Annotated in this window: 18 protein-coding genes; 13 read left to right on the forward strand and 5 right to left on the reverse strand. The window is 66.1% G+C overall.

Going from position 1 to position 18,196, the window contains the following annotated elements; all coding sequences use genetic code 11:
- Position 1: 1 nt before the first annotated feature.
- Both B2W22_RS20800 and B2W22_RS20805 read right to left on the reverse strand, forming a co-directional pair.
- A complete protein-coding gene (locus B2W22_RS20800) occupies positions 2-1,192 on the reverse strand; it encodes an amino acid ABC transporter permease (RefSeq protein WP_175139552.1) in 1,191 nt (396 codons plus the stop codon).
- Between the two features lie 168 nt (positions 1,193-1,360).
- Complete coding sequence (locus B2W22_RS20805) at positions 1,361-2,377, reverse strand: amino acid ABC transporter substrate-binding protein (RefSeq protein ID WP_105240917.1); 1,017 nt, start codon at positions 2,375-2,377, stop codon at positions 1,361-1,363.
- 293 nt (positions 2,378-2,670) lie between these two features.
- On the opposite strand from B2W22_RS20805, the gene B2W22_RS20810 reads away from it, so the two are divergent.
- From B2W22_RS20810 to cheD, 3 genes are all read left to right on the forward strand, one after another.
- Complete coding sequence (locus tag B2W22_RS20810; RefSeq protein ID WP_175139551.1) at positions 2,671-3,444, forward strand: cell division ATP-binding protein FtsE; 774 nt, start codon at positions 2,671-2,673, stop codon at positions 3,442-3,444.
- Positions 3,441-4,349, forward strand: coding sequence for a cell division protein FtsX (locus tag B2W22_RS20815; RefSeq protein WP_175122199.1), 909 nt, complete (start codon positions 3,441-3,443; stop codon positions 4,347-4,349). Before B2W22_RS20810 ends, B2W22_RS20815 begins: the two co-directional genes overlap by 4 nt.
- A 363-nt stretch (positions 4,350-4,712) precedes the next feature.
- On the forward strand, positions 4,713-5,516 hold the full coding sequence (gene cheD / locus B2W22_RS20820) for a chemoreceptor glutamine deamidase CheD (RefSeq protein ID WP_175122198.1): 804 nt from the start codon (positions 4,713-4,715) through the stop codon (positions 5,514-5,516).
- A gap of 56 nt (positions 5,517-5,572) precedes the next feature.
- Here cheD and B2W22_RS20825 read toward each other — a convergent pair whose 3' ends face one another.
- Positions 5,573-6,556, reverse strand: a complete 984-nt coding sequence (locus B2W22_RS20825; protein WP_175122197.1) for a GlxA family transcriptional regulator — start codon at positions 6,554-6,556, stop codon at positions 5,573-5,575.
- Positions 6,557-6,812: 256 nt separating this feature from the next.
- Here B2W22_RS20825 and B2W22_RS20830 point away from each other — a divergent pair, with 256 nt between their 5' ends.
- The 4 genes from B2W22_RS20830 to B2W22_RS20845 all read left to right on the forward strand — a co-directional run bounded on the left by B2W22_RS20830 (position 6,813) and on the right by B2W22_RS20845 (position 10,084).
- Positions 6,813-7,499 (forward strand): M24 family metallopeptidase, encoded by a 687-nt coding sequence (locus B2W22_RS20830; RefSeq protein WP_286939406.1) that lies wholly within the window; start codon positions 6,813-6,815, stop codon positions 7,497-7,499.
- Between the two features lie 48 nt (positions 7,500-7,547).
- Positions 7,548-8,078: an RNA 2',3'-cyclic phosphodiesterase gene (gene thpR, locus B2W22_RS20835; RefSeq protein WP_286939407.1), complete on the forward strand. Its 531-nt coding sequence runs from the start codon at positions 7,548-7,550 to the stop codon at positions 8,076-8,078.
- A 36-nt stretch (positions 8,079-8,114) separates the two neighbouring features.
- The gene (locus tag B2W22_RS20840) at positions 8,115-8,675 is read left to right on the forward strand and encodes a 5'-3'-deoxyribonucleotidase (RefSeq protein WP_286939408.1); all 561 of its coding nucleotides are present in this window, start codon (positions 8,115-8,117) and stop codon (positions 8,673-8,675) included.
- 71 nt (positions 8,676-8,746) lie between these two features.
- Positions 8,747-10,084 (forward strand): NAD(P)H-dependent oxidoreductase, encoded by a 1,338-nt coding sequence (locus B2W22_RS20845; RefSeq protein ID WP_056559741.1) that lies wholly within the window; start codon positions 8,747-8,749, stop codon positions 10,082-10,084.
- A 53-nt stretch (positions 10,085-10,137) separates the two neighbouring features.
- Here B2W22_RS20845 and B2W22_RS20850 read toward each other — a convergent pair whose 3' ends face one another.
- Positions 10,138-10,884: a FadR/GntR family transcriptional regulator gene (locus B2W22_RS20850; protein ID WP_175122192.1), complete on the reverse strand. Its 747-nt coding sequence runs from the start codon at positions 10,882-10,884 to the stop codon at positions 10,138-10,140.
- A gap of 149 nt (positions 10,885-11,033) precedes the next feature.
- Entirely contained in the window at positions 11,034-11,771 is a 738-nt protein-coding gene (locus B2W22_RS20855; RefSeq protein WP_286939410.1) for an SDR family NAD(P)-dependent oxidoreductase, read from the reverse strand.
- A gap of 491 nt (positions 11,772-12,262) precedes the next feature.
- Between B2W22_RS20855 and B2W22_RS20860 the strand changes: the two genes are divergently transcribed.
- The 6 genes from B2W22_RS20860 to B2W22_RS20885 all read left to right on the forward strand — a co-directional run bounded on the left by B2W22_RS20860 (position 12,263) and on the right by B2W22_RS20885 (position 18,158).
- Positions 12,263-13,498: a branched-chain amino acid ABC transporter substrate-binding protein gene (locus B2W22_RS20860; protein ID WP_175184861.1), complete on the forward strand. Its 1,236-nt coding sequence runs from the start codon at positions 12,263-12,265 to the stop codon at positions 13,496-13,498.
- Positions 13,499-13,644: 146 nt separating this feature from the next.
- Positions 13,645-14,586, forward strand: a complete 942-nt coding sequence (locus tag B2W22_RS20865) for a branched-chain amino acid ABC transporter permease (protein WP_286939411.1) — start codon at positions 13,645-13,647, stop codon at positions 14,584-14,586.
- The gene (locus B2W22_RS20870; protein WP_286939412.1) at positions 14,583-15,863 is read left to right on the forward strand and encodes a branched-chain amino acid ABC transporter permease; all 1,281 of its coding nucleotides are present in this window, start codon (positions 14,583-14,585) and stop codon (positions 15,861-15,863) included. The genes B2W22_RS20865 and B2W22_RS20870 overlap by 4 nt, the downstream gene beginning before the upstream one ends.
- Complete coding sequence (locus B2W22_RS20875) at positions 15,860-16,612, forward strand: ABC transporter ATP-binding protein (protein ID WP_286939413.1); 753 nt, start codon at positions 15,860-15,862, stop codon at positions 16,610-16,612. Before B2W22_RS20870 ends, B2W22_RS20875 begins: the two co-directional genes overlap by 4 nt.
- Positions 16,609-17,328 (forward strand): ABC transporter ATP-binding protein, encoded by a 720-nt coding sequence (locus B2W22_RS20880; protein ID WP_056559753.1) that lies wholly within the window; start codon positions 16,609-16,611, stop codon positions 17,326-17,328. The genes B2W22_RS20875 and B2W22_RS20880 overlap by 4 nt, the downstream gene beginning before the upstream one ends.
- Positions 17,329-17,363: 35 nt before the next feature.
- Entirely contained in the window at positions 17,364-18,158 is a 795-nt protein-coding gene (locus B2W22_RS20885) for an SDR family NAD(P)-dependent oxidoreductase (RefSeq protein ID WP_286939414.1), read from the forward strand.
- Positions 18,159-18,196: the final 38 nt, after the last annotated feature.

Genomic DNA, 18,196 nt, shown 5'->3' on the forward strand with positions numbered 1-18,196 from the left:
ATCAACGCTCCACCAGCGCAATGCGCTTGTTGTACCAGTTCATGAAGATCGAGATCGACAGGCTGACCGTGAGGTACGCGCCCATGATGATGAGAATGCCCTCGATGGCCTGGCCCGTCTGGTTCAACGTTGTGTTCACCACCGACACGATGTCGGGGTAGCCGATGGCGACTGCCAGCGAGCTGTTCTTCGTCAGGTTCAGGTACTGGCTGGTCATCGGGGGGATGATCACGCGCAGCGCCTGCGGCAGGATCACCAGGCGCAGCACCTTGGCGCGCGGCAGGCCCAGCGAGCCGGCGGCTTCCCATTGGCCGTTGCTGACCGCCTGGATGCCAGAGCGCACCACCTCGGCGATGAACGCCGACGTGTAGATCACCAGACCGGCCAGCAGCGCGGCGAATTCCGGAGACAGCGTGAGACCGCCCGAGAAATTGAAGCCCTTGAGCTCCGGCATGTTCAGCGTCAGCGACGCGCCGCTGACCAGCCAGCCGATGAACGGCAGGCCGATCAGAAGGCCAATGGCCCAGCGGCCCAGCGGGAACATGTGGCCGGTGGCCTCGTGGCGCTTCTTGCCGTAGTGGCCCAGGATGATGATCGCGAGGATCGCCAGTCCCAGTCCGCCGAGCATCCAGTCGAACGAGTTGCCTTCCAGCGCCGGGACCTTGAGGCCACGGTTGGAAATGAACACGCCCGGCAGCGGATTGTGCGCCTGACGCGGACCCGGCATGTTCTCGGTGATCAGCGCATACCAGAAGAACAGCTGCAGCAGCAGCGGCACGTTGCGCATCACCTCGACATACACAGAGGTGATCTTGGCGACGAGCCAATTCTTGGACAGGCGGCCGATGCCGATGAGCGTGCCGAGGATAGTCGCCAGCACGATGCCGAGGACGGCGACGCGCAGCGTGTTGAGCAGGCCGACCACGATGGCGCGGCCGTAAGTGTCTGAGGGGGAATAGGCGACAGCGGTTTCGCCAATGGCGAATCCGGCCTCGCGGTTCAGGAAGCCGAAGCCCGTGGCAATGTTGCGCACGGACAGGTTGTGGAGCGTGTTTGAAACCAGGAACCACACGGCCCAGGCTACCGCGGTCAGCGCAATCACCTGGTAGACCACGGAGCGTACGCCGGGATCGTTCCAGTTCAGACGCCGAGGGGGTGCCGAAATCGGGGCGTTTTTGTTGGGAGTCATCATGATGAATCTACAGAAGTCGGACACCGGGTGGCATGCCGGAAAAGCCGCGCCACCCACTTCTGCCGCCCGCCCGAAGGCGGGTTAGGGCCTGTCCAGAATACACGTCCTGTGCAGACAGGCCCTAGGCATGACGGAGAGCCGTGCTCCGCCATGCCAGGCAGCCGCGCGTTAGCGCACCGGCCAGCCGTACATCAAGCCACCTTGCTTGTACGAAGCGTTCAAGCCGCGCTCCAGCTTCATCGCGCTGTTCTTGCCCAGCGTCGATTCGAAGCTTTCACCGTAGTTGCCCACGCTCTTGATGATGTTGTAGGCCCACTTGTCGTCCACGCCCAGGTTCTTGCCCATGCCCGGGGTCACGCCCAGGATGCGCTGGATGTTGGGGTTGGGGCTCTTGGTCATTTCATCGACGTTGGCCTTGGTGATGCCGTATTCCTCGGCTTCCAGCATGGCGTTCAGCGACCAGCGCACGATGTTGAACCACTGCTCGTCGCCCTGGCGGACCATGGGGCCCAGCGGCTCCTTGGAGAAGTCTTCCGGCAGGATGACGAACTTGTCCGGGTTCTCGAGGGTGGTGCGGGTCGAGGCGAGCTGCGACTTGTCGGTCGTGAACGCATCGCAACGGCCGGCCGAGAAGGCGCGGATGATTTCGTCGTACTTGTCGATCACGACCGGCTTGAATTCGATCTTCTGGCTGCGGAACCAGTCAGCGAGGTTCAGCTCGGTGGTGGTGCCCGGCTGCACGCAGATGGTGGCGCCGTTCAGTTCCTTTGCGCTCTTGACGTTCAGGTCCTTGGAGACCATGACGCCCTGGCTGTCGTAGTAGTTCACGCCCACGCCGATCAGGCCGAGCGTCGTGTCGCGCGTCAGCGTGACGGTGGTGTTGCGGGTCAGCACGTCGATTTCACCGGACTGCAGCGCGGTGAAGCGTTGCTGGGTGTTCAGCGGCGTGAACTTGACCTTGCTGGCATCGCCGAACATGGTCGCGGCGATGGCGCGGCACATGTCCACGTCGATGCCCTTGTATTCGCCCTTGCTGTCGGCGATGGAGAAACCCGGAATGCCCGTCGAAACCCCACACTGGACAAACCCTTTCTTTTTGACGTTATCGAAGGTTGCGCCAGCGTTGGCAGCCGAGGATGCAGCAAACAGGGCAGCGCCAATGGCAGCGAGTTTCAGTACTTTCATCGTGATCTCCGTGTGGGATGAAGCGGAATCCAAAGCTAGGGCCGGGTTGGACCCACGCATGGGGCGGATGGTAGCGTCCGCAAAGCACGCGGCGCATCCGGGAATTCCCTTGAAATATAGGGACACTGGATGAAATGAAACGCTGTTTTTGACGAAAAACAGGGACGCGCTTTCAGCTTTGCGCACCGATGTTTCAGCCGGTGGAATGAAGCCGACCTGCCCCGGCCACGCCAAGAGATGTAGGCCACCTTACTGTCCCCGAGTTACTATGGCGGCTTCATCTGACAGCCGCCATGATCGAATTCCAGCACGTATTCAAATCATATGGTCGCGGCCGCAATATCCTGGCCGACATCAACTTCCGCGTGAGCGCGGGAGAATTCGTTTTCGTATCGGGGCCGTCCGGCGCCGGCAAGTCCACCCTGCTCAAGCTGATCGGCGGACTTGAACCCGCCAGCCGCGGTTCGATCCAGGTGAACGGCCAGCGTCTGGACAAGCTGCCCGCGCGCGCCCGGCCCTATCTGCGTCGCGCCGTGGGCGTCATCCTGCAGGACACGCACCTGCTGTTCGACCGAAGCGCGTTCGAAAACGTGATGCTGCCGCTGGCCGTCCAGGGACACCCCTGGGATTCCGCCGCGTCGCGTGCCCGTGCCGCCCTGGACAAGGTGGGGCTGTCGGGCAAGGAAGACCTCAATCCCATCGAGCTCTCGGGCGGCGAACAACAGCGCCTGGCGATCGCCCGCGCCATCGTCAACCGGCCCGCGATCCTGATCGCGGACGAACCCACCGCCAACCTCGACCACGACAACGCGCAACGCATCATGAACGTGTTCCGCGACTTCAATCGCGTCGGCGTCACCACGCTGATCGCCTCGCACGACCAGGAACTCATGGCGCGCTACGCCACCCGCACGCTGCGGATCGAGCCGGGCAAGTTCGCCGACTCCCACGGCCCCGCGACGCCGCCGGACGGCGCGGCCACCCATGGCGCGCATGGCGCAACGGCGGCGCCCGTCCGTCCCGGCCGCACCGAGCCGGGCCTCGGCCATCCGGGAGAGTCGGCATGAACGCCTGGCTGCGGCAACACCGCTACGCGCTTCTCGTCACGCTGCGCCGGCTGATCAAGCAACCCTTCTCATCGCTCGCCAACCTGCTGGTCATGGCGTTGGCGCTGGCGCTGCCGCTGCTGGGCAGCGCGATCCTGGTCTCGGTGCAACCGGTGGCGCGGGAAATGTCCGTCACGCCGGAGGTCACCGTCTTCATGCGCGTGGACGCGCCTGCGGGCGCCGCCGCCGACGTCGCCAAGCGCATTCAAGCCGACTATCCGCAAGAGGTGCGCGCCGTGCGCGTCGTGGGCCGCGAAAGCGCCCTGGCCGACCTGCGCGCCAACCCCGCCTGGCAGGAAGCGCTGGCCGTGCTGCCGGGTAACCCGCTGCCCGACGCGGTCGTCGTCACGCTGGCCGACGGCGACAACCTGGCCGGACGCGCCGACACGCTGGCCTCGGCCTGGAAGCAGTGGAACCACGTGGATCTGGTGCAACTGGACAGCGCGTGGGTCCAGCGGCTGGAAGCCATTCTGCGGTTTGCCCGGATCGGCCTGGGGTTCCTGGCCGCGTGCGTGGCGGTCGTGGTGCTGGCCACCGTGTTCAACACCGTACGCATGCAGGCGCTGTCGCAACGCGAAGAAATCGGCGTGGCGCGGCTGGTCGGCGCCACCGAATCGTTCGTGCGCCGGCCGTTCCTGTACCTGGGCGCGTTGTCCGGCGCGTTGGCTTCGCTGCTGGCGATTGGCGTGGCGTCCGTTGCGCTGTCTCCGCTGAACGAAGCCCTGCTGGGGCTGGCCCGCAGTTATGGGGCCGAATTTGCCCTGCACCTGCCCGGCGCCCCCGTCCTGATCGGTGCGGTGGTGGCGTCCGCCGCGCTCGGCGCGCTGTCCGCGCGCTGGTCGGTCACGCGCAGCACGCGGTTCTAGACCGGCAGATCTGCCGGACCGGCCTGGAAGGCCGGTCCGGCTCGGGGTTCTTTCGCCGCCCTATCGTTCCGCCCAGCGGGTCTAAACCTCCGTTTGAACCCCCTTCATCCCCGTGATCCGGGGAAAGACCCCGAACTAGCCTGTGTAGGATGGTTGCCTGCCATCCGCACAGGCTTTTTGCATGCGGGCGTCAGGAGGAAGTTCCAATAAACGACGCTTTGGTCGTGTTTACACAGTTTTCTCCCATTGACTGCCGGGATATGCAAGAATAAAGCGACATTTTTTTACATGTTTTGTCACAATTGTCGCTTTTTCCCGCATTTCTAGTGTCTCAATCGCCGTTTTTGCCCAGATATCAGTCCAATGGCCGCTCTTGAAGCCCGCGCGACGCGTCACTACTACGACAGCGCGTTCCAATCTCCGGCAGTGAAAGTGCTCCCGAACGAGTACTACGTCACCAACGAGAACATGATGATCTCGACCGTGCTGGGATCCTGCGTGGCGGCTTGCATCCACGACCCGATCACGGGCGTGGGCGGCATGAACCACTTCATGTTGCCCGAGGGCGACATGCAGTCGCCCGCATCGGCCACCATGCGCTACGGCGCCTTTGCGATGGAAGTACTGATCAACGAACTGCTCAAGGCCGGCGCCTCGCGCGACCGCCTGGAAGCCAAGGTGTTCGGCGGCGGCGCGGTGCTGGCGGCCATGCAGCAGATGAACATCGGCGAGCGCAACGGCGAGTTCGTCCTGAACTACCTCAAGACCGAAGGCATCCCCGTCAAGGCGCAGGATCTGGGCGACGTGCACGCGCGCCGCATCAATTACTTCCCGCGCGACGGCCGGGTGATGGTGCGCAAGATGGCGCCGCACCACCAGCGCGCCGAAGAGATCATCGCCAAACGTGAGCAAGAGGCGGCGCAAAGCGCGGCCGCCAAGACGGCCACGCCGCAACGGGTCGAGCGCTTTGCGCGGCCCGGCGTCGAGCGGTTTGATCGCCCCGGCGTGGAACGGTTTGATCGCCCCGGCGTCGAGCGGCTGAACCGCCCGGGCGTCGAACGATTCGACCGCCCCGCCGCGCGCCCCGGCGTGGAACGCTTCGACCGCCCTGCCCGGCCGGGCGTTGAACGCTTTGACACGGGTGTGACTCGCCGCACCAAGCCTTGAACGGCGAGCGGCGCGATCCCTACCCCTGAACGGCAAGCATCCTGCCGTCCCACGCGCTAATCAGCAAGCGCCGGGCCGCCCTGCCCCAGGCTGAAACTGGTCCGGTATTGGCTGGGCGACACGCCCAAACGCCGGGTGAATGCCTCGCGTAAGTGGCGCGCATCGCGAAAGCCGCATTCATACGCGACCGTCTTGAGCGGCGCGCCGTCGCGCTCCAGGCGCGCCCGCGCCGCGTCCACCCGCGCGCTTTCCACGAATTCCGCCGGCGTCACGCCCGCATCCCGCCGGAACACCCGTGAGAAATTGCGGCGGCTCATCCGGGCCACGGCGGCCAGCTCTGCCAGGCCCAAGTCGCCGGACAGGTTGGTCAGCACATGCTGCTGCACCTGCGCGACCACCGAGGTTTCCTCGACGAACGGGGTCAGAAACGGACTGAACTGCGATTGCCCGCCAGCGCGCTGCGTGAACACCACGAGCCGCTTGGCCACGTTCAGCGCGACCTCTGCGCCGTGATCCTGCGCCAGCAGATACAGCGACAGATCGATGCCTGCCGTGACACCCGCCGACGTATGCAGGCGGCCGTCCTGCACATACAACCTGTCCACCTCGACCCGTAACGCCGGATACTGCGCGGCCAAGGCCTGCGCATCGTTCCAGTGCGTGGTGACGACCGCGCCATCGGGCAGTCCCGCGCGTGCCAGCAAGAAGGCGCCGTTGCAGATCGACCCGTACCGCGGCGCGCGTCGGCAGGCCGCCCGCAGCCAGACCAGCGCCTCGTCGGGCTCGCGCGCAGCCGGCAGGTTCGGGCCTCCCGCGACCAGCAACAGGTCTGGGGTGTCAGACACCTCGGCGTAATGCCGCTGCGGGAGGATCGTCATCCCGTTGGAGCACGGTACCGCGCCGCGCGTGAGGCCGATGATCTCCAGCCGGTATTGCCGGGCCGGCGCCAGAAAGCGGTTCGCTTCCGCGAACACATCCATGGGGCCGCTGACGTCCAGGGCCTGCACCCCGGGGAACACGACAAGGGCGACGGTTTTCATGGCGGGTGACGGGCGTACAAAGGAAAACCGCTACGTTAGCCCAGCGCCAACCATGTGCGGCGGCCCACGCGAATCCTTGGCCTTGAAACGCGCCATGGCGGCCCGAATCCGTCCTTGCCTGCGTCGCTGGCCCGTCCACGCGCCAGCCTGGCACGATTCCGTCCCGCCGGGCGCTCGCGGGCCTGCCCTCTTCTGCCCAGACTGGCACCTGTCCGGCGCGGCATGCCGCTGCGCCCAGCCACATAGGAATTCCGACATGACGATATCTCCTTCCCCCGCCAGCGAACGCGTTGGGCCCGCCTTCTCCGTGGACGGCATGCTGCGGGCGCGCAACAAGACGCGCCAGGCCATTGCCGACATCGCCGCCCGCATCCAGCCCGGCATGGTGGAGGAAGACGCCGTGAGGCTCGCCAAGCAGACACTCATCGACGCCGGCATGGCCCTGAGCTGGCATCCCACGCGGGTGCGCTTTGGCGCCAACACGCTCAAGTCCATGCGCCAGCCGTCCGAACCGGGCGCGGTGCTGGGCGAAGACGACATTTTCTTTCTGGACATCGCACCCCGCCTCGACGCCTGGGAAGGCGACGGCGGCAAGTCATTCGTATTGGGTGGCAACGCCGAGCAGGCGCGCTGCGCGCGCGATGCCGAAATCCTCTTCCACGACGTGCGCGACCGATGGTTGCGCGAACGCCTGACCGGCCATGCGCTCTATGCCCACGCCGACCGCCAGGCGCGCGCCATGGGTTGGGCGCTGAACTTCGAGCTGCCCGGCCACCGGATTTCCGACTTTCCCCACGCGGCCATTCACACCGGGTCGCTTGCCGATCTGGACATCGCGCCGTCGGACATGCGCTGGATCCTGGAGATCCACCTACTGGATCCCCAACGCCGGTTCGGCGCGTTCTTCGAGGACATGCTGCTGGACGACGAGCATTACGGCTGAAGGAAAACGGTGGGCCCGCCCCTCGCAGACGCGACCTACAATCAGCGCATGTCCACCATCCGCCTCTTCTACGCGCTGTGGCCGTCTCCCCCGCTTGCGGCGTCGCTGGCCGGCTGGGCGGAAGCCGCAAAGCCGGCCATGGGCGGACGCGCCATGCGCACCGAGACGCTGCATCTGACGCTCGCCTTCCTGGGGCCCGTCGACAGCGCCCTGGCCGACGAGCTGGCGGCCGCCACGCCCGAACGCCGCCTGACGCCGGGCGATGTGCGGCTGGACCGCTACGGGGTCTTCCACCGCCAGCGCATTCTTTGGGCGGGTCCCGCCGAGACGCCCCCGGGGCTGCAGCAGGCCCACGACGATCTCTGGCAGTGGCTGTCCGGCTATGGACTGACCCCGCCGACCCAGCCGTTCCGCCCGCACGTCACATTGCTGCGCAACATCACCCACGCCGAGCCGCCCGGCGACGCACCCGCGCCGCTCGACTGGCGCTACGACCGCATGGTGCTGGTCGCGTCCGAATCGCTGACCGGCGGCAGCCGTTACCGCATCGTGGCGCAATCCCGGCCGCTGGTCGGCTAGGGCACAATCCTACGGTTGCCAACGTTTGGGACCCCCATGATCATCCTGCTGGATCAAGACGGCGTGCTGGCCGATTTCGAACACGCCTTCATCGACGCCTGGCGCGAACGCCACCCGGACATCGCGCCCATCGCGTTCGAGGACCGCAAGTCCTTCTACATCCGCGAGGATTACGGCCCCGAACTACGCGGTCTGGCCGAGGCGATCTACACCGCGCCGGGTTTCATCCGCAATCTGCCGCCCGTGCCCGGCGCGCTGGACGCGGTCAAGGAACTGCTGGCGCTTGGCATGGATGTGCGGATCTGCTCGTCGCCGCTGTCGCAGTTTGAAAACTGCGTCGCCGAAAAATACCTGTGGGTGGAAAAGAATCTGGGCCGCGAAGCCACCAACCGGCTGATCCTGACCAAGGACAAGACGCTGGTGCAGGGCCATCTGCTCATCGACGACAAGCCGCATATCGAAGGCGCCGTGCGGCCGCGCTGGAAGCACATCCTGTTTGACGCGCCCTACAACCGCGAGGTGACGGACCGCCCGCGCATCACCTGGCAGAACTGGCGCAACGTGCTGGCCGGCGAGCTCTATACGGCAGATGCCTGAGTCCTGTTCAGGCGTCATCGTTTGGGACTATCCTGTGGAGTCGTACGCCCCACCCAGGAGGAGCCCGCGCCATGAATCTGTACCGTCTGCTCAAGCAGCGAGAAGCCGACCACAAGCCGCTGCGCGTCGCATTGTTGGGCGCCGGAAAGTTCGGCGCCATGTTCATGAGTCAGGCCCCGCGCACGCCGGGGATGCGGCTGGTCGCCGTCGCGGACCTGGTGCCGGACCGGGCTCGCGCCGCGCTGACCCGGGTCGGCTGGCCCGCGGGCGCGCTCAACGCCAGCAGCATCAATGACGCGTACAAGAACGGCAAGGTCTATTTCTGCGACGATGCGCGCACCGTCATCGCCAGTCCCGACGTAGACATCGTCATCGACGCGACCGGCCAGGCCGCGGCCGGCATCACGCACGTGCTGACCTGCTGCGAATACGGCAAGCACATCATCATGGTCAATGTCGAAGCCGACGCGCTGGCCGGCCCGCTGCTGGCGCGCCGCGCCCGCGAGGCGGGCATCGTCTATTCGCTGGCCTACGGCGACCAGCCTGCGCTGATCTGCGAAATGGTGGACTGGGCGCGCGCCAGCGGTTTTGAAGTCATGGCCGCCGGCAAGGGCACCAAGTACCTGCCGGAATTCCATACGTCCACACCCGATACCGTCTGGCCCTATTACGGCTTCACGGCGGAAATGGTGGCGGCGGGCGACTTCAACGCGCAGATGTTCAACAGCTTTCTGGATGGCACCAAGAGCGCCATCGAGATGGCGGCCGTCTCCAATGCCACGGGCCTGCTGCCCTCGCCGTCCGGCCTGCACTTTCCGCCGTGCGGCGTGGACGACCTGGCGCGCGTGCTGCGTCCCCGCGAAGATGGCGGCATGCTGCACCATCGCGGCCAGGTCGAGGTGATTTCGTCGCTGGAACGCGACGGCCGGCCGGTGTTCCGGGACCTGCGCTGGGGCGTGTATGTCACGCTGGCGGCCGACAGCGACTACGTGCGGCGCTGCTTCCAGGAATATGGCCTGGTCACCGATCCGAGCGGCAATTTCACCGCCATGTACAAGCCGTACCACCTGATCGGGCTGGAGTTGGGCATCAGCGTGGCCAGCGTAGGCCTGCGGCGCGAGCCGACGGGTGCGCCGGCCGGCTGGCATGGTGACGTCGTGGCGACGGCCAAGCGCGACCTGCAAGCCGGCCAGATCCTGGACGGCGAAGGCGGCTACACGGTGTACGGGCGCTTGATGCCAGCCCCCGATTCGGTCGAGGAAGGCTATCTGCCGCTGGGGTTGTCGAACAAGGTCAAACTGAAGAATCCCGTGCGCCAGTCGCAGGCGATCCGCTGGCGCGATGTGGAATACGACGAACGCTCGACGGCGGTGCAGTTCCGGCGCGAGATGGAGCAGACCTTCGCGTAAAGGACGGCGCGCTCGTCATGGGATCAGACCGGGGCGCGCCAGACCGAGGCACGCTAGACCGGCGCCGGGCGCTCCGCCTGAAACAACCGCAGCCGGTCCGCCGCGTTGCGCAGATGCTGTTCGGCCGCACGCCCCGCCGCATCGGGGTCCCCGGCTTCGATGGCCGCGAAGATGACCTGATGCTCACTCTGCACCGCGGCCATGCGCTCTGCATACATCCGCGCGGTGTTGTTGCGCGCACTCCGGATGACGCGCCGCACGTTCGCTTCCAGATAATCGTTCAGCGCCACCAGATGCGGGTTGTGCGTGGCCTGCACGATGGCCTGGTGAAATTGGTAGTCTTCCTCGTCGCCCAGCTTGTCGTTGATGAGCGCGTACTCCATGCCCACCAGCGCCTGCCGCATCTTTTTCAAATCAGGATCGGTGCGCCGCTGCGCCGCATAGCGCGCCGCCGTGACCTCGATGGACAGCATCAGCTCAAGGATGTGTTCCAGGTCCTGGTTGTCGCCCGGCGTGGGCGCGGCGATGCGAAAGGCGTTCTTCTGGAAGTTCGGATCGACGAACACGCCGCTGCCTTGCTGCGACGTGACCAGGCCTTCGGATTTAAGGCGAGCCAGGGCTTCGCGCACGACCGCGCGGCTGACCGAATGCATTTCGGTCAATTGCTTTTCGGTAGGCAGACGGTCGCCGGGGGCCAGCACGCCTTGGCGTATCTGGTCGGCCAGGGCATCCGCCACCGCCGCGGATAGCGAACTGCGAGGCGCGGCGCGCGTCGGATCGGATTCTTGACTGGGCTGCATGGGGATCTTCAAACGTGAGGGCGGCGCGCGGGTGCGGCGGCCATGTTTATAGGAATGTCTCGCGTGGGGGTCCTGACAGGCATCTTCGCGGCAGCGCCTTGGAAATTATAGATTTGCCGGTTCGTCCCGGCGCGCCGCGTTCCTGCACTTTAAGCGATGTAGATCCCGCCATTGACCTGCATGACCTCGCCCGTCACAAATGACGCCAGCGGCGAGCACAGGAACGCGATAGTGCCCGCGATCTCCTCGGCCGTGCCGAAGCGGCGCAGCGGCGTGCTTTCCAGCAACTGCGCGCCCTTCTGCCCGATCAGGTCATGCGTCATGGACGTGGCGATGATGCCGGGCGCCACCGCATTCACGCGGATCTGCGGGGCCAGTTCCAATGCCAGGCTGCGGGTGAAGCTCTGGACCGCGCCCTTGGACGCGGAATAGGCAGCGTGCGCATAGCTGCCGCGCTGCGCGGCCAGCGACGTCAACAGGACGATCGAACCGTCGTGGCGCAGATGGCGCTGGGCGGCGCGGCACACGTAGAACGTGCCGTCCAGATTCACGCGCATCAGCGTGCGCCAGGACTCGTCGCTGGTGTCCTTGACGAGCTGTTCCGGGTAGATGCCCGCGCAGTGGACCAGGTGATCCAGCCCACCGAAATGCTTGGCCGCCGCCTCAAACACCCGTTCGCAATCGTGCGACACCGACACGTCCAGCGCATGCGTGTAGACGCGCTGCCCGGCGGGGTCGAGCTCTGCCGCCACCTCCTCCAGCCGCGCGTTGTCGATGTCAGTCAGCACCAGCCGCGCGCCGTGCGCGGCCATGAGGCGTGCCGTCGCCAGCCCGATGCCGTTGCCCGCGCCAGTGATGGCGGCAACCTGCCCCTCAAACGAAATCATCCTGTCTCCTGAAGCTGTTTTTAGCGGTCCGCGGCGCTGTCGCGGCAACGGTGCAAATTCTGATTGAACTGCTGAATCCGTTGCTTGACACGAGAAAAACGCCTGGCCTATGATTTATCGGACAACTTGATAAAGTTGCCTGACAACTTGTGCTGACAGCGTAAATCAACGGACGTTTTCAGGCAAGTCAGTCAGAAAAACACGGCGACACGCCGCATAAACAGGCAGGGGACAACCAGGTGAACTTCACCGGCAGCATGACCGCATCCGCGCCCTCGGCACGTCCGACGGCGCCCCTTCAGACGCCCCGGCGGCTTCGTGCCCTGTCCGGCTGGCGTTTCGCCCCGGCGCCTTGTGCGACCGTGGCCGCCGCCATCCCCCCGTCTTCGCTCCCCATCGCTTTCGTGCCCTTGCGGCGCGGCGGCGATGCGGCGCGCGCGCCTGCCTGACCCACGCAATCACCACACTCCCGTTCAACGGAGGAGACACGCATGAAATTGGCTTTCACCACCGGTCTGCTGTGCCTGGCCGGACTCGCCGCCACCGCCCACGCCGCGCCCGTCAAGATCGGCCTGATCGAAACGCTGTCGGGCCCGCAGGCCTCGACCGGCCTGATGTTCCGTGCCGCCGTCAAATACGAGCTGGATCGCATCAACGCGGCCGGCGGCTGGAACGGCCAGCCGCTGGAACTGGTGGAGTTCGATAACCAGGGCGGCCCCGTGGGCGCCTCCGACCGCTTCCGCGCCGCTGCCGCCGAGGGCGTGCAAGTGCTGGTGCAAGGGTCGTCATCGGCCATTTCGGGCCAGCTGACGGAAGACGTGCGCAAGCACAACCTGCGCAATCCCGGCAAGGAAATCGTCTTCTTGAACGTGGGCGGCGAGGCGCTTGAGCTGACCGGCCAGAAGTGCCACTTCTACCATTTCCGCTTCACCACCAACGCCGACCTGCGCGTGAAGGCGCTGGCGTCGGTGATGTCGGCCGACGGCACGCTGGGCAAGCGCGTGTACGCCATCAACCAGAACTACTCCTGGGGCCAGGACATGGAAGGCGCGACCGAGCGCTTTGCCAAGGACTACGGCTACGAGGTGGTGGGCAAGACGCTGCACGAGGTCAACAAGATCCAGGACTTCGCACCGTACGTGGCGCGCATCCGTTCGGCCACGCCGGACACGGTGATCACCGGCAACTGGTCCAACGACCTGCTGCTGCTGATGAAGGCCACGCAGGCCGCCGGCCTGAAGGTGCGCTTTGCCACGGTGTTCCTGGACCAGGTGGGCAACCTGGCCAACGCCGGCGAAGTCGCGATGGGCCATTACATCGCGCACCCGTACAACATCGAGGCCGCGGGCGAGGAAGGCGCGAAGTTTGCCGAGGACTACAAGTCCAAGACCGGCCACTACCCCAGCTACACCGAGCCGCAGACCGTGATCGGCGTTCGCTTCCTGGGCGAAGCCTTAAAGCAGGTCAAGCCCAAGGACGGCAAGCTGTCGGTGCCCGAACTGGCCGTCGCGCTGGAGCAGGTCACCTACAAGTCCGCGCTGGGCGACTACACGATGCGCGCCGAAGACCACCAGGTGCAACTGCCGATGGTCGTGTCCAAGGTCAGCAAGAACGCCAAGTACAAGGCGGACGGCACCGACATGGGCTTTGAACCGGTCAAGGTGCTGGCCGCGGCCGACGTGTCCGCGCCGGTGCAGGCCACCTGCAAGATGCAACGTCCGAAGTGATGCCGGCGCGGCGGCCTTTGCGCTGAAACGCGAACGGGCCGCCGCCGGCACATGACAAGCGCACACCCGGCGCGGGCCGGGCAAAAACAACGTGCGCAATCGCTCGCGGGACGCCCGGCGTCCCGCGCAAGAATCCTGGAGCGGACATGGAATACTTTACCGTCTCGCTGTTGAACGGCGTGATCTACGGCCTGCTGCTATTCATGGTGTCAGCAGGCCTGACATTGATTTTCGGAATGATGGGCGTGCTGAACTTTGCGCACGCCTCGTTCTACATGATTGGCGCCTACGCCGCCTACACGCTGACGCCCGTCACGGGCTTCTGGGCGGCCCTCGTGCTGGCCACGATCATTTCGGGCGTGCTGGGCATGGGCGTCGAACGTTTTTTTCTGCGCCGCGTGCACAGGTTTGGCCACGCGCAGGAACTGCTGGTGACCTTCGGGCTGGCGTTCATCGTCGCCGAGCTGGTCAAGCTTTTCTACGGCGATTTTCCCGTCGACTACCGCGTGCCGCAGTTCCTGAACTTCGCGGCGTTCCGCGTGTTCGACGCGGATTATCCGTTCTACCGCCTGCTGATGGGCGGCGTGTCGATCGCGATGTTTGCGGTGATCTACCTGCTGCTGTCGCGCACCCGTGTGGGCATCGTGGTGCGCTCGGCCATCTACCGTCCGCGCATGGCCGAGGCGCTGGGCCACAACGTGCCGCTCGTCTTCATGAGCGTGTTCGGCGTGGGCGCCGCGATGGCGGGCCTTGCCGGCGCGGTGGCGGGCGCGTTCTACACAACCAACCCGAACATGGCGCTGGAACTGGGCGTGCTGGTGTTCGTGGTGGTCGTGGTCGGCGGACTGGGTTCGCTGGAAGGCGCCATGATCGCCTCGCTGTTGATCGGGCTGATCAGCTCGTTCTCGGTCGGCATCGACGCCAGCCTGGCGACGTTGTTCGGCCTGTTCGGCGCGCGTGACTGGGCCGAAAGCGTGGGTGGCCTGATGACGGTGAAGATCTCCAGCCTGGCCGCGACGCTGCCGTTTCTGCTGATGCTGGTGGTGCTGCTGGTCAAGCCGTCGGGACTGAAGGGAGAGCAGGCATGAGCCATACCGCTACCTCCACCGGCCGCGCCACGGGCGCGCTGCTGTTGATCCTGTGTGTGGCCGCGCTATGCGCGCTGCCGTGGCTGCTGCCCGCCGGCCAGCTCGTGGCGGCCGTGCAGATGCTGATTGCCGCACTGTTTGCCTGCGCCTTCAACCTGCTGGCAGGCCAGGGCGGAATGCTGTCGTTCGGTCATGCCGCATACTTTGGCGTCGGCACCTTTGCCACCATCCATGCGATGAATGCGCTGGGCGGCGCGGGACTGCTGCCCACGCCCCTGATGCCGCTCGTGGGCGGCGTGGCCGGGCTGCTGTTCGGCGTGGTCGCCGGCTGGTTCGCCACCATGCGGTCAGGCGTGTACTTTTCGATGATCACGCTGGCGCTGGCCGAACTGCTGCACGCGCTGGCCCCGCATCTGAAAGGCGTCTTCGGCGGCGAGGCAGGCGTATCCGCCATGCGCATGCCTGCGTGGGGCTTTACCTTCGGCTCCGACATCGAGGTCTATTACCTGGTGCTAGCGTGGGTGGTGGTGTCGCTGGCCGCGCTGTACGGCCTGACGCGCACGCCGCTGGGCCGCCTGACGCTGGGCCTGCGCGAAAACGCCAACCGCCTGCGCTACCTGGGCTACCGCCCGCATGCACTCAAGACCATGGTGTTCGCGCTGTCGGCGATGTTTGCCGGCATTGCGGGCGGCCTGCAGGCGCTGAACATCGAGGCCGGCAACTACGTGCTGTTCGAGGTCAAGCTGTCCACTGACGCGGTGCTGTTCGCCTACATCGGCGGCGTCAACGCGTTCCTGGGTCCGGTGCTGGGCGCGTCCATCCTGACGTTCCTGTCGCAGACGCTGGCCGACATCACGCGGTCCTGGCTGCTGTATCAAGGCATTCTGTTCGTGCTGGTGATGCTGTTCGTGCCGGACGGCCTGGTCGGACTGGTGCAGCGCGCGGCCAAATCGCTGCGCGAGCGCGGACTGACTAACTGGCTGCCACGCGCCGCGGTGTCGGTGGCCGGGGGTCTGCTGCTGACCGGCGCCACCGTCTTCACCGTCGAACTCTTGCAACGCATGTTCGCGCGCGATTACCGCGCCCTCCTCGCCATGAACCCCGAGGCCGGCTGGCCCGCCATCCCGCTGTTCGGCCAGGAGTGGGCGCCGCTTGCCGTGTCGACCTGGCTGGTGCCGGTGGCGTTGTTCGCCGCCGGCCTTGCCGTCTGCCGCTGGGCGCTGACCCTGTGGCGTGACGCCGGGGAAGCCGCCCCTCTGCTGGAGCCCGCCAAATGAGCCACGAGATCCTGACCCTGACCGACGTGCGCAAATCCTTTGGTGAAGCGCAGATCATCCGCGGCGTGAACCTGGCGATCGAAGCCGGCGAACGCCACGCCGTCATCGGCCCGAATGGCGCGGGCAAGTCCACGCTGTTTCACCTGATGTCGGGCTCGTTCGCGCCCACGTCGGGCGAAATCAGCCTGCGCTCGCGGTCCATCGGCGGCCTGGCGCCCGAGGCCATCAACCGGCTTGGCCTTGCGCGCTCGTTCCAGATCACCAACGTGTTCCCGCGCCTGTCGGTGCGCGAGAACCTGCGGCTGGCGGTGCTGCGCATGCACGGGCTGGTCTACAACTTCTGGCGGCCGATTGCGCGCAACCGCGCCGTCAATGAAGACGTGGACCGCCTGCTGGAAAAGGTGCGGTTGACGGCCAAGCAGGACACGGCGGCCGGCGACCTGAACTACTCCGAGCAGCGCTCGCTGGAAATCGGCATGACGCTGGCGTCGCGCCCGAAGGTAATTTTGCTGGACGAACCCATGGCCGGCATGTCGCAGCACGAGGTCGACTACACGGTCGAACTCATCAAGGACGTAACGCGCGACTGCACCCTGCTGATCGTCGAACACGACATGCAGGTGGTGTTCTCGCTGGCCGATCGCATCAGCGTGCTGGTCTACGGCGAGATCCTGGCTACCGGCACGCCCGCCGCGATCCGCGGCGACGGCCGCGTGCGCGAGGCCTACCTGGGAGAGGAAACGGTATGACGACGCAATCCCCCCTCTTGTCGCTGCAGGGCGTGCATGCCCACTATGGCAAGAGCCACATCCTGCACGGCATCGACCTGTCGATCGGGCGCGGCGAAGTGGTCAGCCTGCTGGGCCGCAACGGCGCGGGCCGCTCCACCACCATGAAAAGCATCATGGGGCTGGTGGACGTGACCGGCGGCCGCATTGCCATCGAAGGCCGCGACATCACCAACAAGCGCCCCTTCGAGATCGCGCGCGCCGGCCTGGCCTTCGTGCCCGAAGAACGCGAGGTGTTCGCCAACCTGACGGTGGACGAGAACCTGCGCATGGGCGAGCAGCCCCGGCGCGACGATGCGCCGTACTGGACCGTGGCGCAGATGTTCGACTACTTCCCGCGCCTGAAGGAACGCAGCAGCACGAAGGCCGGCAACCTGTCGGGCGGCGAGCAGCAGATGCTGACCATGTGCCGCTCGCTGCTGGGCAACCCCAAGGTCATCCTGATCGACGAGCCCACCGAAGGCCTGGCGCCCAAGATCGTCGAGGTGATCGCCGACGTCATCCGGGATATCCACAAGCAGGGTGTGTCGGTGGTGCTGGTCGAGCAGAAGCTGACGATCGCGCTGAAGGTGTCCACGCGCGTGAGCGTGATGGGCCACGGCCGCATCGTGTTCGAAGGACCGCCCGCGCAGCTCCATGAGCGCCAGGACGTCGTCCAGGAATGGCTGGCGGTCTAGCCAGCCCACGTACTCATCCATTACAGGCACACATCGTGGACAACACCACTGAAGTCATCCATCCGGAGCTGCGCGGCCAGACGGTCGTCATCACCGGCGGCGCGAAGGGCATCGGCTACAGCACGGCGCAGGCGTTTGCGCGCCAGGGTGCGCGCGTCGCGCTGCTGGACATGGACGCCGCCGCGCTGGAGGCGGCTGTCGCAAGTCTGGCGGCAACGGGAACCGGCGCGCAGGCCATGGCCGTGCGGGCGTCCGTCACCGACGCCGACGCGGTCGAACGCGCCTTCGCGCAGGTTGCCGAGACCTGGGGCGGCATCGACGTGCTGGTCAACAACGCCGGCATCTCGGCCAACAAGCCCACGCTGGAAGTCACCGTGGACGAATGGCGGCGCGCCGTGGACATCAACCTGACCGGCGTCTTCCTGTGCGCGCAGGCCGCGGGCCGGCGCATGGTGCCCGCGGGCTCGGGCAGCATCATCAACCTGGCCTCCATGTACGGCGTGGTGGCCGCCCCCGACCGTGCGGCCTACTGCGCCACCAAGGGCGCGGTGGTGCTGCTGACCGAGACGCTGGCCGTCGAATGGGGCCCCGCGGGCGTGCGCGTCAATGCGCTGGCGCCGGGCTACGTCGAAACCGACCTGGTGCGCGACCTGGCGGCGCGCGGCCGGCTGGATCCCGAACGCCTCAAGCAACGCACGCCGCTACGCCGCATGGCGCAGCCGGCCGAAATGGCCGACCTGGCGGTTTTCCTGGCGTCGCGCCAGGCCGCCTACATCACCGGACACACCCTGGTGGCCGACGGCGGCTGGAGCCGCTACAGCTACCTCTGATTGCCCCCGACGCTTACAAAAACACTCTGGAGATTCAT

Origin of the sequence: Achromobacter sp. UBA4530, from assembly GCF_002388205.1 — a bacterium.
GTDB lineage: Bacteria > Pseudomonadota > Gammaproteobacteria > Burkholderiales > Burkholderiaceae_B > Achromobacter > Achromobacter animicus.